This window comes from Shewanella glacialimarina (assembly GCF_020511155.1).
Lineage (GTDB): Bacteria > Pseudomonadota > Gammaproteobacteria > Enterobacterales > Shewanellaceae > Shewanella > Shewanella glacialimarina.
Genome location: NZ_CP041216.1, coordinates 275,987 through 291,616, shown reverse-complemented (window position 1 = coordinate 291,616; position 15,630 = coordinate 275,987). Strand labels below are relative to the sequence as shown.

14 protein-coding genes are annotated in these 15,630 nt (G+C 42.2%); 4 read left to right on the top strand and 10 right to left on the bottom strand.

The genetic code is table 11. The features are described from left to right. Positions 1 to 58: 58 nt before the first annotated feature. The 7 genes from FJ709_RS01210 to FJ709_RS01180 all read right to left on the bottom strand — a co-directional run bounded on the left by FJ709_RS01210 (position 59) and on the right by FJ709_RS01180 (position 6,784). Entirely contained in the window at positions 59 to 640 is a 582-nt protein-coding gene (locus tag FJ709_RS01210; RefSeq protein WP_226412681.1) for a hypothetical protein, read from the bottom strand. 175 nt (positions 641 to 815) lie between these two features. Further along, positions 816 to 2,261: a M16 family metallopeptidase gene (locus FJ709_RS01205; RefSeq protein WP_404829992.1), complete on the bottom strand. Its 1,446-nt coding sequence runs from the start codon at positions 2,259 to 2,261 to the stop codon at positions 816 to 818. After that, on the bottom strand, positions 2,258 to 3,586 hold the full coding sequence (locus tag FJ709_RS01200; protein WP_226412679.1) for a M16 family metallopeptidase: 1,329 nt from the start codon (positions 3,584 to 3,586) through the stop codon (positions 2,258 to 2,260). Before FJ709_RS01200 ends, FJ709_RS01205 begins: the two co-directional genes overlap by 4 nt. Before the next feature lie 45 nt (positions 3,587 to 3,631). Continuing rightward, positions 3,632 to 4,912, bottom strand: a complete 1,281-nt coding sequence (locus FJ709_RS01195) for an amidohydrolase (RefSeq protein WP_226415799.1) — start codon at positions 4,910 to 4,912, stop codon at positions 3,632 to 3,634. 169 nt (positions 4,913 to 5,081) lie between these two features. Beyond that, positions 5,082 to 5,771, bottom strand: a complete 690-nt coding sequence (locus tag FJ709_RS01190; RefSeq protein ID WP_226412677.1) for a methyltransferase domain-containing protein — start codon at positions 5,769 to 5,771, stop codon at positions 5,082 to 5,084. 30 nt (positions 5,772 to 5,801) lie between these two features. Further along, positions 5,802 to 6,173, bottom strand: a complete 372-nt coding sequence (locus tag FJ709_RS01185; RefSeq protein WP_226412675.1) for a hypothetical protein — start codon at positions 6,171 to 6,173, stop codon at positions 5,802 to 5,804. Beyond that, positions 6,170 to 6,784: a tRNA-uridine aminocarboxypropyltransferase gene (locus tag FJ709_RS01180; RefSeq protein WP_226412673.1), complete on the bottom strand. Its 615-nt coding sequence runs from the start codon at positions 6,782 to 6,784 to the stop codon at positions 6,170 to 6,172. Before FJ709_RS01180 ends, FJ709_RS01185 begins: the two co-directional genes overlap by 4 nt. A gap of 84 nt (positions 6,785 to 6,868) precedes the next feature. Here FJ709_RS01180 and FJ709_RS01175 point away from each other — a divergent pair, with 84 nt between their 5' ends. Beyond that, positions 6,869 to 7,861 (top strand): putative porin, encoded by a 993-nt coding sequence (locus FJ709_RS01175; protein ID WP_226412671.1) that lies wholly within the window; start codon positions 6,869 to 6,871, stop codon positions 7,859 to 7,861. Positions 7,862 to 7,947: 86 nt separating this feature from the next. Here FJ709_RS01175 and FJ709_RS01170 read toward each other — a convergent pair whose 3' ends face one another. Further along, on the bottom strand, positions 7,948 to 9,147 hold the full coding sequence (locus FJ709_RS01170; protein ID WP_226412669.1) for a multidrug effflux MFS transporter: 1,200 nt from the start codon (positions 9,145 to 9,147) through the stop codon (positions 7,948 to 7,950). Between the two features lie 158 nt (positions 9,148 to 9,305). Here FJ709_RS01170 and FJ709_RS01165 point away from each other — a divergent pair, with 158 nt between their 5' ends. The 3 genes from FJ709_RS01165 to FJ709_RS01155 all read left to right on the top strand — a co-directional run bounded on the left by FJ709_RS01165 (position 9,306) and on the right by FJ709_RS01155 (position 12,951). Continuing rightward, positions 9,306 to 10,280, top strand: coding sequence for a LysR substrate-binding domain-containing protein (locus tag FJ709_RS01165; protein WP_226412667.1), 975 nt, complete (start codon positions 9,306 to 9,308; stop codon positions 10,278 to 10,280). Positions 10,281 to 10,439: 159 nt separating this feature from the next. Next, complete coding sequence (locus FJ709_RS01160; RefSeq protein ID WP_226412665.1) at positions 10,440 to 10,802, top strand: hypothetical protein; 363 nt, start codon at positions 10,440 to 10,442, stop codon at positions 10,800 to 10,802. 193 nt (positions 10,803 to 10,995) lie between these two features. Next, positions 10,996 to 12,951: a methyl-accepting chemotaxis protein gene (locus FJ709_RS01155; RefSeq protein ID WP_226415798.1), complete on the top strand. Its 1,956-nt coding sequence runs from the start codon at positions 10,996 to 10,998 to the stop codon at positions 12,949 to 12,951. A 355-nt stretch (positions 12,952 to 13,306) separates the two neighbouring features. Here the strand turns inward: FJ709_RS01155 and FJ709_RS01150 are convergent, their stop codons facing one another. Both FJ709_RS01150 and FJ709_RS01145 read right to left on the bottom strand, forming a co-directional pair. Continuing rightward, positions 13,307 to 14,794 carry a tetratricopeptide repeat protein gene (locus FJ709_RS01150; protein ID WP_226412663.1) on the bottom strand — a complete coding sequence of 496 codons (1,488 nt, stop codon included), beginning with the start codon at positions 14,792 to 14,794 and terminating at the stop codon, positions 13,307 to 13,309. 39 nt (positions 14,795 to 14,833) lie between these two features. Beyond that, positions 14,834 to 15,589 (bottom strand): hypothetical protein, encoded by a 756-nt coding sequence (locus tag FJ709_RS01145; protein ID WP_226412661.1) that lies wholly within the window; start codon positions 15,587 to 15,589, stop codon positions 14,834 to 14,836. Positions 15,590 to 15,630: the final 41 nt, after the last annotated feature.

Here is a 15,630-nt window from a genome sequence, read left to right as displayed (position 1 = left end):
CGTAGGGATATGGCATACCAAACTTGCATCGATTTTATATTGTTTATTGCCCAGACTTTTACCTACCTATAGGCATCAGGCTTACCCCCCGAACCACTTGATAACTGTCGCTATCATCATCTAAAAAGTGGGCACTTTGTTGCCATAGCCAGTGGGTTTTACCGTTAGCTTGCTGTGCATCAAAGGAAAGCCGTATTAAAGCTGGACGCTGTTTAATTTCACCCTTTCCTAGAAAAGTAAATCCATCACCTTGCTGGTATAAGGTAAATAGTTGGCTAATGTCTGCATTAATACCATCAGAATAAATCAGCTCGATCTCATTGCCTCGCACACGAAACCACCAGGTTTCACTATTACTGAACCGTGCACCTTGGCTAATACTAATATACATATTATTGTTATCGGCAGAACACAGCACTGAGGTAGTCACCTGTTTTGATAGGCCGTTTGGATTTGCTGCGCTACCTTGCCACTGACCACTTATTAACGGGCAAAGTTGCCCAAGCTGCACCTTGTTGGCCAAAGCAGGCGCACAATGCAGCGTAATAATGCCAAATAGAATACAGGTTATCGATTTAAAGCAGTTCAATATCATCTTGTTTAAAGTCGGTTGATTGTTGAAAGTAAAGCGCGAGTGCATATTTCACTGATTGCCATATTTGACCCGTTTTTAGCACCTAAGGCTTGGGATACACTTATTTAATCGCCCCCAAGATAATCAACTCAAAATATACACCCGATAAAACAAAAGACCCACTCAATCGTGGGTCTTTTCTAGTTTGGCTATTAGTTACAGCTCAATTCACTACCCCAAACTACTGACCAAAACCACTGTCTTTTATATCAACCTTGGTCACGTCGCCATACTGAGCGGCAATATCGGCAATTTTTTCAGCATTACCTATCAGCACATACTGTAAATTTTGTTGAGGAAAATACTTTTTAACTAAACGTTGGGTTTCAGCAATGGTTAACCCATCAACTTTAGCTTGAAATTGATTAATAAAATCATCATTAAAGCCATATAAATACATCTCTGACATTAAGCCCGCTAGCTGACTTGCGGTTTCAAACTTAGGCGGAAACTGCCCTTTAACATAAGCTTTAGCTGAATCTAATGTCGCTTGGTCGATACCTTTTTCCCACAATCTTGCATAGGTTTTTAAGGCTAAATCAATGGCTTCTTTGGTAGTTTCAGCTTTAGTAAAGGTACTAATTTGAAATACACCAGCCTTTGAAAACGGCACAAAACCAGAGCGCGCACCGTAGGTTAAGCCAGCATTAACTCTAAGCTCATCATTTAACCATGAGGTAAAACGACCGCCTAAAATGGTATTCACTACCGTTAAGCCAACGTAATCAGGGTTATCGTAACTTATGCCCATGCCACCAAACACAAAAGTGGTTTCAATTGCATCAGGCTTATCCACCAGCAACACGCGGCTAGCGCCCATTACAGGTAAAGCTTGAGCTAAATCGGCTTGCACTGCGACTTCAGTATTTTGCCATTGCCCCAAAGCTTGCTCTAACTTGGCTTGCATCTGCTGTGGGTCAAAATCACCGACAACACTGATTGCTACGTTATTAGGTTGATAGAAACCCTGATGAAACGCTCGTAGCTGCTCAATAGATAATTCAGCAATAGACTCGCTGTTACCTGAGCTTGGGTTAGCATAAGGATGATCACCAAACACTAACTTATTAAAGTAACGGCCAATAACAGCGCGCGGACTTTCCTTTTGTTGAGACAAGCCCACAATTTCACGTTGCTGTAATTTAGCGAACTCAGCAGTATCAAAGTCAGGAGATAACAGTATATTGCTAAAAATAGGCAGTACCTTATCCAGATCTTTACTCATAAAGCTGGCATCAATATAGCTGCCCTCTTGATCTGCACCGGTATTCAAACTGGCACCCATAAAATCGAGTGTTTGTTCAATATCCGCTTTTGATTGGCCCGCCGCACCTAGCATTAAACCTTGGGCTGTCATGCTGGCTAAACCAGAGGTGGTGTCATTCACTGCACCGGCCCGCACCACGGCATTGATTGTGATTAATGGCACTTCTTTTTGTACCATTAAATTCACTTTAAGACCGTTAGATAAACTCACCGTTTGATACTGAGGTAAGCTAAAGCTGCCTGTTTCGACTACATTGGCCACAGTACTGTTACTTGTAGTAGCGCAACCCGCTAATGATAATGCACTGACAATAGCCAGGGCCGACAACGACATTTTGATTGTTGGTTTCATAAGTCTCATTTGTCGCTCTCCTCTGTAGCCGCCAACACACCGACGGTACGATTAGCGCGAATTAAATAGGTTTGCGCTACACGTTTGATATCTTCTGGGGTCACTGTGTTATAACGCTCTGGCGCATCAAATAATTTTTCAAAGCTGCCAAAATACATCTCGTAGGTTCCTAGCGTGTTGGCTTTACCGTTAATGGTTTCCATATCACGATAAAAATTGATTAATTTAATATTTTTAACCTTTTCTAACTCCCCAGCTGTGACACCTTGGGTTGCGATTAAGTTAATTTGCTCTAGTAAGGCAAGCTCAAGGGTACTGGCTTCAACACCTGTGTTAGCGACACCTAAGATGTAAAACAAGTTAGAGTCGAACGACATTGGCATGTACGTGTCTGCCGATGTTGCCAGTTGCTTGTCTACCAAACCTTGGTAAAAACGTGAGCTATTACCTTGGCTTAAAACTGAGCTGAGTAAATCTAGCGCATAATAGTCTGCATGACTGGTGGCGGGAATATGGTAAGCCAACATCACATTTGGGGTGCTTACCGATTCTTTTTTCACAAAAACACGACGTTCACCCTGCTGCAATGGCTCGACGGTGCGAACGGCTTTAGGCGGTGCTTGTGCCGGAATAGGTGCAAAATACTTATTTGCTAATCGCTTAACTTCAGCCAGCTTTACATCTCCGGCAATAACCACCACGGCGTTGTTTGGCGCGTAATAGGTTTTATGGTATTGCTGCAAGTCTTCTAACGTCCATGCGGCAATGTCAGACTCATAACCAATAACCGACCAGCTATAAGGGTGAGCTGAAAATGCCACACCTTTTAACGCTTCTTGTATGGTGCGCCAGTTAGAGTTTTCAAGTCCTGTTGTACGCTCTGACTGCACCACGCCACGCTCACTCTCAACCATTTCAGAGTTGATATCTAAATTAGCGATACGGTCGGCTTCCAAATCAAACATGGTTTCAATGGCATTAGCGGGGAACCAGTCGGTATACACTGTCATGTCTTCAGTGGTGTAAGCATTATTTGCCCCACCAGCAGCTTCCATAGTGCGGTCAAACATTTTCGGACCAAACTTTTTTGAACCATTAAACATCATGTGTTCAAAAAAGTGAGAAATACCGGTAATACCGGGTACCTCATTGCGCGAGCCAACTTTCCAAAATAAGTACATATTGGCATTGGGTATAGAGCTATCCTCTAATACCATAATTTCCATACCGTTATCTAAGGTAAAACTGTCAATATCTTTGGCGGTAGTGGCATCAGCACTTGATGTGCCTAACACGCCTGCCAATAACATTAACGCGGTTAACGTCCGTTTCATATTTCGCTCCTTTGAGCTATTTAAACTATCAATGTTGAATAAATTTTACTCTGCTGCACCTAATGCTGTCAGCGCAATTTGTGTCATAGTTTGTACACCGACTTTCAAAGCGCTTTCATCCACATAAAATGCAGGTGAATGGTTACTGGCGACTTGGCTTAAGTCTTGGTCATGTGGAGTTACACCTAAGAAGAAAAATAACCCTGGGGTTTCTAATGCGTAATAAGAGAAGTCTTCTGCACCGGTAATTAAACCGGGTTCGATAAGCATTTCTTCGCCGACAACAGATGCAATTACAGGACGCATTTTACTGACTAATTCAGGGTTATTAACCGTTACTGGATAACCCGCATCAATAATGGTTTCAGCACTTGCGCCCACTGTTTTAGCAGCATTGGAGGCTATATCAGCTAGCTTGACCTTAATTGCAGCTCGCATGTCTTGATCAAAGGTGCGGATGGTGCCAATTAACTCAACTTTATCAGGAATAATATTAGAGCGGATCCCGCCATTTATGGCCCCAAAACTCACCACGGCTGGCGCTTTAGTGATATCAACCTGGCGACTAATAATAGTTTGTACGCTGGTGATAATTTGCGCGGATGCCACAATAGGATCAACCCCGCCCCAAGGACGTGAGCCGTGGGTTTGTTTGCCTGTGACATTAATGGTGAATGAATCTTCGCTGGCCATGGCTGGCCCTGAACGTAATCCAATCACACCCGTAGGTAAACTTGAGGTCACGTGCATACCGAATACTTGATCAGGTTTACGTTTAGCAAATAAGCCTTGCTTTAACATCAACTCAGCTCCGCCCTCTTCACCCTCAGGTGCGCCTTCTTCCGCGGGCTGAAAGATAAACATCACATCTCCCGCTAGGCTATCTTTTACTTTTACCAGACTTTCGGCGACACCCATTAACATAGCCACATGGGTATCATGACCACACGCATGCATTACACCAACCTTTTGATCTCGATAAGTATCGGTAACTTTGGATGCAAAAGGTAAATCAACTACCTCAGTAACCGGTAGCGCGTCCATATCGGCACGTAAACCGATTAACGGCCCTGGCTTACCCCCTTTTAAGATGGCAACTACGCCAGTATGTGCAATACCTGTTTGCACCTCTAGCCCTAAAGATTTTAGATGTTTTTCAATGACTTTACTGGTACGAAATTCACGATTAGATAATTCAGGATGTTGGTGTAAGTCGCGGCGCCACTCAATAACTTTTGTCTCTACATCTGCAGCAAGCTGAGCAGCATTGGGTTGGTCGGCAAAGGCTGGTACTGCTAATAAACCTGTAGTTAAACTTACCGTCATAGTGGTAATGAACTTAGCAATTGATGTAAGGCGCATGATTAATCCGTTTAATTATTATAATTGGACAATTAACTTACCTTTATTTTGCTAAATTGTTAAATTTTTTGAGGGTGGCCGGCCCAGAACAATTGTATCTATTTGTTTGCAGTAATGAGTCCCCCCAAGTAAATTAGTTAGAGTCAGCGGATTCTGGCAAATGAAACATTACCACGTCATTCTCGATCACTTCTAGTTGCCATTGATACTGTTTAGCTATCCATTCAAAGGTCGACAGACTATAAAAATTAATATGAGTAGGATCAAACTTGTAATGCCAGTCTATAAAACCTGCAATCCCCTTAACTCGCTTAGTCATAATAGCCAGCTTGCCTGAAGGGTTTAGTAAGCCTTGTAGTTGCTTAAATATTGCTTGGGGGTTAGCAATATGCTCCAGCACTTCGGTCATGGTGACAAAGTCATATTGCTGCTGTAGTAGGTCATGGTTAGGGAAATAAAATAAATCATAATTACTAACGTCAACACCTTGCTGCGCTGCCATTTGGCTAAGCACAGCACCTTCCCCACAGCCAAAGTCTAAGCCCTTGGAGTTGGGGTTAACCCGAGCGAGTAATGGCGTTAAGGTACGAGATAGAAAGCGTTGATAACCCACATCGGCAAAGTCATTATGGTGACAATCATAGTGGGCTTTTTCTGCTGCTTTATCTAAATAAAATGACGCAGGTACAGTAACCAATTCACATCGCTTGCATTGAAAGTAGCTACGGTCTTTATCTTGGTGAAAAAACACCACTTCAGTGTGGTGACATAATGGGCAGCGTTCTGGCGCAACAACGGTATTAACAGCTAAATCTACTGACATGAAAGACACTCTATTGGCTCAACACTTAGGCTACTTTTCTTCACTAATTTGTTTTTCTTTAGCGGCGGCTTCTTGTGCTTGCTTTAAATATTTATTTTCGCGCTCAGCACGATCATCAAACTGTATTTTAGCCTTTTCACGTTGCTCATTCTGCCATTCCCCAGACTCTTGGCGCGACAACACATCTTGTTCGCGTTCAGCGGTAGCTTGCGCTGCAACACGCGCATTGTCTAATTGCGATTGCGCTAACTTTTCAGAATCAATGCGGCCTTGTTCAGCTTGTTTTTCTAATGACATTTTTTTGCGCGGTTTTTCAGGATCGATTGGCTTAATGACATCATTTGCAAACGCGCTAGAGGTCAAGATAAATACCAAACACAGTCCTAATAATAAATACTTCATTTTACTTCCTTGTCATTTAATTGATAACGGGCTTTGATGTTTTCAGGCATGGCGCTCAATCTATGTTGCACCATAGCATCAAAAACGGCAAACAAAGGCTCTGTGTCTAAGGTTTTATCTAGCGCCGACAATAATAAAGCCGTAGCCTCTAAGGTAGATAAACTATCAGGCCGTTTTGCTTTGCGAATAATATAATTTGATGCGTGTTCAACATCTAAATGGATAGCGGGGTAGTGTTGCAGCCATGGATTAGACTGAAGAATTTTATAAGCTTTACGCCAAGTGCCATCTAGTAAAATAATGATGCTGTCGGCCTGAGCACCCGATTGCGACACAGTTTGACTATTGTCACTTGGATACACCACATATATCGGCTTGGAGGCTTGGGCTAGGTAAGCCTGTAAATCAATAAAATCTTCCGCGGTTTCACCCACAAACACTCGTATATTTGGCATGACTAACTGCATTAAACGAACGGTATTTTTAGCATGATTAACTTCACTTTCATGCTGCATCACTATGACATTTGTGCGCGCCTGAAATGGGCTAACCGCATGGCACACACAAGCTGTTTCTGGGTAATCACAGACGGCGCAATAAGTTCTTTTCATCTTAAATCAAACCTGTTGCTTGAATACAGGAAACCATATAACATCATATTTTTACAATACTTTTACCATATCAAGGATGAATAAATGACTAAGACAAGTTTGTCTTTAGCACTAATGCTGGCATTGGTCAGTTCGAACACGCTCGCAGAAACCGCTGACACTTTTCAACATGAAGTTGAGTTAGGCTTTCTAGACTCTAGTGAAAACTCTGATGGCTTACTCAATCTCAATTATAGTTATTATTTTGAGCCCGTTAACCAAGCTAACATTCCTTACGCACTGGCGCCTTTTCTCAATCAATATTCTACCATTTCAGCTCGCTATGCCGTAACCGATTACCAAGATTTATATAATATGGCGGGTGAATATGTCTTTGACTCTAAATTTTTCATTGGTGGTGATTATACAAGAATAACCACTGACATGGATCTACTGAACGCTTCAGGAGATGGCCAAAATACTTACGGTGCTAATTTAGGATATTATTTTACTCAGCAGTCAAAATTAACCTTGTCATACGCATGGAAATCAGACGATGAAACTCATCGATTCGAAAGCGATCAACTTGATGGTAGATATTATAGTTATGAGTATAAAAGCAATGTGATTAAGCTTGATTATCAACATTATCTCCCTTTTGAATCAACATCAGGGTTAATGCTAAATGGTTTTATACTGCACTCTAATAATACAAATGACATTGAATATACTATCGTTGAGGGGCAAGATGACAATATTTCATCGCGCATCACTAACAGTGAAAATTCGCTAACCGTACTCGGTGTTAACGCTGATTGGTATATCACTGACTCTTGGTCTGTTGGTGGACTGTGTACCCATTTTAACAGTGATTATGAGATTAATAACGTAAACGTTATTACTACGCCTGATACCGTCGTTAATGATAATAACAATTACAGCAACGCGAGTTCAGCTAATGTATATTCAGTAAATACTCGTTATTTCTGGCGCTTCTCTAATATTTTCTCGGCTAAAGCATCAATTGAGCAAACTTTTACAGATTCTGAGTCAGACTCTGAAACCTCACTTGGTATCGCTATTAACGCTCGATTCTAAAACCTAATGACCTAGATCCAAAAAGCCCATTACTTTACTAATGGGCTTTTTTGCTTCATAAGCAATCAGTGCATATGCCTATTCAATTAAGCATGCTGCTCTTGGTGCCAATGATTAAAACGTTTCATGCCCATCATCAGTAATAACACACTGCACAATCCCCCCATTAATAAGGCTATTGCATAGGGCGCTGGAATATCAGTTAATTGAATAAGGGCGGTTAATATCGCTGCGCCGCTCATTTGAATACAACCTAGCATGGCCGTTGCTGTACCCGCACGCTCACCAAAGCCTGCCAATGCCATGCTAGTCGCGGGGCCAAGTAACGCCGCAAAGCCTACACATAACAACATCATAGGTAACATAAACCCAAAACCTGCCGCTAAGCCAGTTTGTGGGCCCACTAACTGCATCACCACTTCAATAGCCGCGGCTGCAACCATAAAATTAAGTGCTACAACCACACCAGCACGATTACCGATGCGCTTCACTAATATCGGCGCAGCAAAACAAGCCGCAACATTCACTACGGCATTAAGACCAAATAAGGCACTGAACGTTAGCTCAGAAATACCTAAACGACCAATTAACCACACTGGGGCATAAGACACATAACAAAGAATAGAAGCCATTGCGACCATACAAGCCGAGGCATAAAACATGAAATGACCATCACTTAACACCGGCTTATAGCGTCCCCAACGGTATAATTTCCCTGAGGTATCAGTGTTAAGCGGTCGAGTTTCAGGAAATTTAAAGCCAACAATAAACAACACGATAATTGCGTATAACGCCATAAAAATAAAGGTCGAACGCCAACCAAACTGCAGCGCCAATAATCCACCTAATGTAGGCGCTAGTGCGGGCACCACACAAATAGCGCCATTAAGGTAACTGTAAATCGAGCCACTTTCTTTATTGCTGTAGCAATCACGCACCGCACTAAACACTACAATAGACGTTGAACACGCGGCTAGCCCCTGAAATACCCTTGCAAGTTGCAATAACTCAAACTCAACCGCATAAGCCCCCAGAAAGCTACTGACGCCATAAAGCACAATACCAAAAATCGCAATCGGTCTGCGACCAAATCGATCAGCAAGTGGCCCAATCAGAATTTGCCCAACACCCATCGCAAATAAAAACAACACTAACGTGGATTGCACCTGGCTGTCTGACACACCGTACTCTAATGCCATGGTTGGCATAGAAGGCAAATAAATATCAATCGCCAAAGGGCTTAGCAGCACCATCAACATTAATAACGGTAATAGATTACGTTGCATCAAATTTCTCACTCGATTTATAGATTAACCACAGACTTGTATGTGTCTCACCTCAATCGTTATTTCTTATTGAGGTTAATCAGTAATATTAGCGCATTAGTGGTATGACAAGAAATGATATAAAATCCATAATGAATTTCCACAAAGGAATAACTGCTGTGAATTTAGACAACCTTGCCCGTATTGACTTAAACCTGCTGGTTACTTTACAAGTATTATTAGAAGAACAAAGCGTGACCCGTGCCGCTAATCGGCTGCATTTAAGCCAGTCTGCATTAAGTAAAAGCTTAAACCGATTGCGTGACACTTTAGACGACCCATTATTTCAACGCACAGCTCACGGTTTAAAACCAACTGCCCATGCACTGGCATTAGGCAAAGTGTTACCACAAGCTTTACAAAACTTGTATCAGTTAACCTTACCACCTAGTTTCGAGCCTGCCACCAGCCAGCGTCACTTTGCTTTTTCTATGGTTGAAAGCGCTTATGAAACATTAATTCCTTACTTTATCGGTCCACTGTTACAGCAAGCTCCGCAGTTAAAGCTAGATACTTATGGTTGGACAGAGAAATCAATTTACGACTTACAACACGGCCAAATAGACTTTGGCATTGCGGGTCGTGATATGCATCCACACTCACAATTTAAAGAGGATAATCTTGCTGATGGCCTGCAATACCAAACCTTGTTTAGCGATAATCAAGTTTGTTTAGTCCGTAAAGATCACCCTATTTTATCTGCATTACAACAAGGTCACTGGCATCAAGAGGCTTACCTTGCCATGAGCCATGTACAAGTTCGCTGCGAAGGCAACGACTGGTGGGCATTAGATTACTTTCTAGCAAATAGTAATTATCATCGCCGAATATCCACAACTGTACCCGACTTTTATGGTGCGGCCAGTATTTGCGCCCATACCGATTTAATTTTCACTTTACCATCCAGTTTTGCACACCATGCACAAAACCTGTACCCATTAGTGCAAATTCCCCTACCCTTTGAGTTTATGCCAATGGCCTATGTTCTACTTTGGCATGAGCGCAACAATCAAGACCCTGGTCATGAATGGGTGAGACAAATGATTGTTAATAGCATTCCCCAGGATCTCAGGGCATCACTCCATATTGAATAAACAAAAACCATCAATAATAAAAATCCCAGAAAACAATGATGTCACGTTGCACTGAGAACATTAACTCACTTTAACGTGACATATTATGTCCTAAAGCGGCACACTAGGCTTTCAGTCTTCATTATTATTTATATGGGCTAATCATATTCAGGAGCCACTATGCAATTTAATCAATCTTTTCGCGCAACCAATTTGAAAAACAGCTTAACCGCAATGAACCCGCTTTTGGCATTAGTGGCCTTTATTGGTCTGTCATTAATTGCCATGGTGTTGCTGCCATTTATTTTGTTATTTTTATTACTGAGTTTTATTACTTTTCAGCTACTGGGCCGTAAAGTTATTATCCCAAAAATGAAGCGTGCTTTTGAACAATCTCAGCGCCAACAAGGTCACACATACCAAAGCAATGCTGATATTCCACGCGAACCTACTGCACCTTATGCTGATATGTTTTCGCCCGCGGGGAAACATAAAAACAAGACAAACCAAGGTGGACGTACGTTTGAGCATCAAGCAGACTAATCTAATATTGAATCAAATGAGGATTTAATAATCCTCCCCCGATGTCACTCCCCCCCCCTTTTTAGTGACATCGGGGAGTTAACACATCATTAAGCTACACCGCAATCAAGACTATATTTACAGCGAACACAGAACTGTAATATTAATGCCATATGCTGCTTTTATTCATGCCATTTATGTGAGTATTAGCCCCTTGAAAATATCCACTCTATCTTTAGGCGCATCTGCGCTATTGCTACTGCTGGCAGCGTTGCTAGCAACAACCGTTTTATGGAGCAATCAACAACGACAAGTCAGTGAACAACTGAATCAAGACTTACAAAAAATCCAGCATAGTTTCCAATATGGCATCAGTCGCAATATCGATAAATACTTACAAACAGGCCAAACGAATTACCTTGAACAAGCGCGTAATGACATTACCAAAATTAATGCAGACATTACTCAGTTACACCAAGTTCATCCTTACCTAAACAGTGCTTCTTTAACCACATTCATGACGCAATTAATTAGTGATTTAGACACTAAGTATCGCGCAGCGGGTAAGCTAGCAGGCAACCCAAGACAACTATTGGCATTTTCTGAATCAGAAATGCTCGACTACAGTCGTAACTTAAGCCGCTACGCCCAATCAGCTTCGCAAGACATTCACGACCTCAATATCGCACAGCAATATCTCGCGCTTAGTGTTGAGTTACCCAGCTTAGTGTATACATTGTCTCAGCAAACCCAGGCGATATTAATCGACAAAGATAGCGGCGTGGCTAACAACCTAAATTTTTCTATCAATGCCCTAAACCTGTGGCACGATAAATTAGATAAGCTGCCTTTACTGGGCATTTACCAGACCGAAGAAGCGGATGAATTTGCCTTAGGTGATGACGAGTCCACCCAAATTGAAACAGGCGAAACACCACGGGCTGAATTACTCAGTCTGACACAACGTTACGGCAAAGAGGTGGCGAATACTGAGCAGATGTTGGCAGAAAATCAGCTGGTACAAGCCGCATTAATCAAAGCCACCAACCAGGCCGAACGTCAGCTTATCGCATTGGCAAGTACCCAACAGGCAGCTGACCAGCAATTAAAAGTGAATTTACAATGGCTGCTTTATAGCATGGTAACCTTGCTGGCATTATTTTCAGTCGGCTACTTCATTTTGCAGCAGCGCCGCGTTGTTGCGCCATTAAAACAGTTGAACCGTGCTTTCTCATTATTAAGTGAATCGAATCAAAGGGAACCGCTTGCGATAAATAGTCAGTGTGAAACCGGGCAAATTGCCGCACACTTTAACCAGTTATTACAAAGGTTTGAGCAAGAAGATAATAAACAAAAGCACAATATGACCAAGGTGTCACAATCGTTAAGTGATTTAGTGGCAAGAATTGGTTCATTATCAAACAGCACTCAGCAAACCCAAACAGTGGTACAACAAGCACAAGGTCAAACCGCGGATTTAATTGAACTGGCTAATCAAGTCAATCAGTCCTCTAGCGCATTAACAGCCACTGCCCAGCAAACCATGAACGACATGCAGGCTAGTCAACTAGAAGCGCAGGAAGTCCTTACCGCCACTAACCATACATTACACACAGTCACTCAATGTAACCATTCACTATCACAACTCAGTACCTCTGTGAGTGATGCTGCTAAAATTGTTGATGTGATTGGTAACATTGCCGAACAAACCAACTTATTGGCATTAAATGCAGCTATTGAGGCAGCAAGGGCTGGCGAACAGGGACGAGGATTTGCGGTTGTCGCTGATGAGGTGCGTAACCTGTCACAACGCACTCAGGTATCGCTAAAAGAAATAATGGCAATTCTCACCCAACTTACCCAGTCAAATAGTGCACTCAGTAGCAGTGTCAGTGATATAAGCACAGCATCAGCGCAACAGAAAACCCGCGCACAAAGCTTACTTACCGTTGCCCAGCAAGTTCAACAACAGGCCAATGTTATGCTCAACAGTGCAAGCCAAGGCAGCGATTTTGCCAAACAGCAGGTGCATCATCTTGATGAGTTTGTTATCGCCATGGACAACTTAATGCAACGTGCCAAGCATGCATTTGAACAAAGTGAAACCATTGCATCACAAGTGAATAATAGTGTCGATAATATTGAGCAAAGCCTTGGAATTACTGGTTAGAGTTAAGGGGCAAGGATCATCAGACTGATCTAATCCTGTTACTGATGTAACAGGATTAGCGATTGGCATCGTTAAACATTAAAAATACATCGATAAAATGAAGAGGTCTCGTGTTATGTGATACCTCTCTTATAAAGCACGTGCGCCAAACGTTATGCGTTGAAAACGCGTTAATTTACCTTCAATTCAGGTAGAGATGCATTCAATTAGCTAAATTCAACACGTTTAACCTATTTTATAACAAACTTGTCATCTTTTTTGAAAACAAGGCGCATTAACACGTCAACAGCTTGCCTATTGCACGTTAATCTAACGCTATTAGCAGGGAAAAGGGCTATTTAGTAAGTGTTTACTATCACGAACTTAGATTAAGTATATGTTTTGCTTGTTGCAGGGCAGCCAACTCACTTTCACTAGGCTGAAGCGCGGTCACGCAGTGGTTGTCAATAACACTGTCAATTTGCATTAATAGCGACTGCCACAAAGGCGCTACTACTTGCCGCTGAATATCATTGCCATGCAATTTTGCCTGTTGTAATAAGTAAGCTGATTGCACCACATCGATTCGACCTAATATACCGTCAGCCAAAGCAACGCTGAGCTCAATCATTGCGGTAACATTGTGACCATACTTAATCACATCGTGTAAGTAGCGCTCCGCTTGTTCAAGTTCGGTTTTAATGGCGTGTTCATGGTGAAGAATAGTCGTAGCGCAATGTAGCATAGCATCTAGCTGGCCTTGGCTGGCCGCTTCTTGCATCCATATTTGACTTTGCTCAAGCTGCACATCGATATTATCGTCAACACTTAAAGCCAACTTTTCGGCTAATAGTAACGCTAAATGATACTGCGCCTGAGGATAGCCAGACTCTGCCGCTTTGCTCATCCAAAAATATGCCTTTTGGTATTCGCCCGCTTCATAAAACAACACCCCAAGATTAGACATAGCTTCAACATTATCAGCTTCAGCCGCTTGGGTTAGCAACAATTTAGCCTGCTCAACATCAGTACCAAACACCTCACTGCCCACCAGATAGAAGTAACCCAGTAATGCTTGAGCATCGGCGATGCCATGCCTAGCGGCTTGAGCAATAAGTAACTCACCTTGTTTTGTGTGCAGGGCTTTTTTTACTGGTTCAAAATCAGCATAACCATGTAGCAAGCTGACACCGTGTTCATATAATGCCGCATGTTCAAAAGGTGCAGCCTGGGCAAACCAATAAGCCGCCTGAGCAAAAAGTCGCTGCATCTCATCCTGATTAAACTGTGGATTATGTGTTTCATCGGGAGCAACAGCTTGAGTGCCAGTTTGATCTTGAGCCATTAGTGCTTGAGCTTTTAGTGACATAGCCACTAAATACTGAGCATGATGGTCATTGTGCATCATGGCGCGATAGCATAAATCTCTGCCCGCCAATGAATCAAATGGCACAAATTGATAAGCAGGCGCTGTCACATGGTGCACTAACGGATAAAGCTGCTTGATCACGTCAATAATGTGCTTAATTGATTTTTCAGCCAAGGACACTAATTGATGTTGGGTAAGATGATATTTTTCTGGATGAGCACCACGATTACCGTCAGCACGCAATTTATGCATGGTACGAATAGCAGTAACGTCGATAAGACGACCTTGGTTTAATTGCTCAATGCGCTCGTATAGATTAGGCCCAATAAACTCTAGCTGATGCTGTTTAGCTACTAGGCTGGCAAGTTTGTGAGTAAAACTGCGGATATAAACCAGCGCTTGAGTGGGTATGTCACGGACATAACTCTTTGCGCTGGCATAGTCTTCCCCAAGTTCAATGGAGAATTGGCTAACTAACTCAGTATCAGTTATCAATAAACTCTCCTATCAACTCAGTAAATTAGGTCTAATAAATTACACTTCTGTGTGGCTATCATCATCTGTTGCGGCATCATCACCTGTTGGGGCATCAATTTTACGATTAACCATATAGAGTCGGAACAATGCCACGTTAATAAATAACCCAAAAAAAGCGAACACAGTGTCGGTAATTAATTGCAGTGGAAAACCAACTTGTGCGGCCATTTGTGAAAGCGTACCACTGATTAGGATGAGTGGCAGATACAACATTAATATCGCAATGGTTTTAACCGTAATCGGCCCGGTAAATATAAAGCTAGCTTTGATAGCTTCCAATGGCGTTAAACGCTCAACAATAACCATAAAGTTCACATAAGCTAAGCGCGAAAATAAATAAAAACTAATCCCAAAGCCCACTATGCCAAATGGACCAAAGGCAGCAAATAGCATCACTGGGGTTAAAATAGCTAAACCAGAAAACACTCCCGCAAGTAATAAAGGCGGCACAAATTGAATGCTTTGTTTAAATACCATAGCGGTTGAAACATCGTGGCCACGTGAGCGCACCTCTAGGTATACCGTAACTGCTGCTATCAATATAGAAAACAGTAACAGCAACACCATCATGGCTGCGGCGTGAATACCACCAAACTCTGGCGTTTCAGCCTGGGCTTGCATCAACATCTCATTACCCAGCCAAAGCTGGATCATCACTTGTATCAGTAATAACGGAAAGGTTATTGCGGCAAGTTGGCTAATATGATTACGAAAAAAATTATAGGCTTCAGTCAAAATCGCTGAAAGTGACATAAGTGAGATCCCAAAAATCGGCTTAAGATGATTATGGCGCT

Bases quoted from the DNA above. Each gene is read 5' to 3' on its own strand.
- FJ709_RS01185 (WP_226412675.1), bottom strand. From the start codon at position 6,173: ATGAAGTATTTATTATTAGGACTGTGTTTGGTATTTATCTTGACCTCT.
- FJ709_RS01190 (WP_226412677.1), bottom strand. From the start codon at position 5,771: ATGTCAGTAGATTTAGCTGTTAATACCGTTGTTGCGCCAGAACGCTGC.
- FJ709_RS01170 (WP_226412669.1), bottom strand. From the start codon at position 9,147: ATGCAACGTAATCTATTACCGTTATTAATGTTGATGGTGCTGCTAAGC.
- FJ709_RS01195 (WP_226415799.1), bottom strand. From the start codon at position 4,912: ATGACGGTAAGTTTAACTACAGGTTTATTAGCAGTACCAGCCTTTGCC.
- FJ709_RS01175 (WP_226412671.1), top strand. From the start codon at position 6,869: ATGACTAAGACAAGTTTGTCTTTAGCACTAATGCTGGCATTGGTCAGT.
- FJ709_RS01205 (WP_404829992.1), bottom strand. From the start codon at position 2,261: ATGAGACTTATGAAACCAACAATCAAAATGTCGTTGTCGGCCCTGGCT.
- FJ709_RS01145 (WP_226412661.1), bottom strand. From the start codon at position 15,589: ATGTCACTTTCAGCGATTTTGACTGAAGCCTATAATTTTTTTCGTAAT.
- FJ709_RS01200 (WP_226412679.1), bottom strand. From the start codon at position 3,586: ATGAAACGGACGTTAACCGCGTTAATGTTATTGGCAGGCGTGTTAGGC.
- FJ709_RS01160 (WP_226412665.1), top strand. From the start codon at position 10,440: ATGCAATTTAATCAATCTTTTCGCGCAACCAATTTGAAAAACAGCTTA.
- FJ709_RS01210 (WP_226412681.1), bottom strand. From the start codon at position 640: ATGCACTCGCGCTTTACTTTCAACAATCAACCGACTTTAAACAAGATG.
- FJ709_RS01180 (WP_226412673.1), bottom strand. From the start codon at position 6,784: ATGAAAAGAACTTATTGCGCCGTCTGTGATTACCCAGAAACAGCTTGT.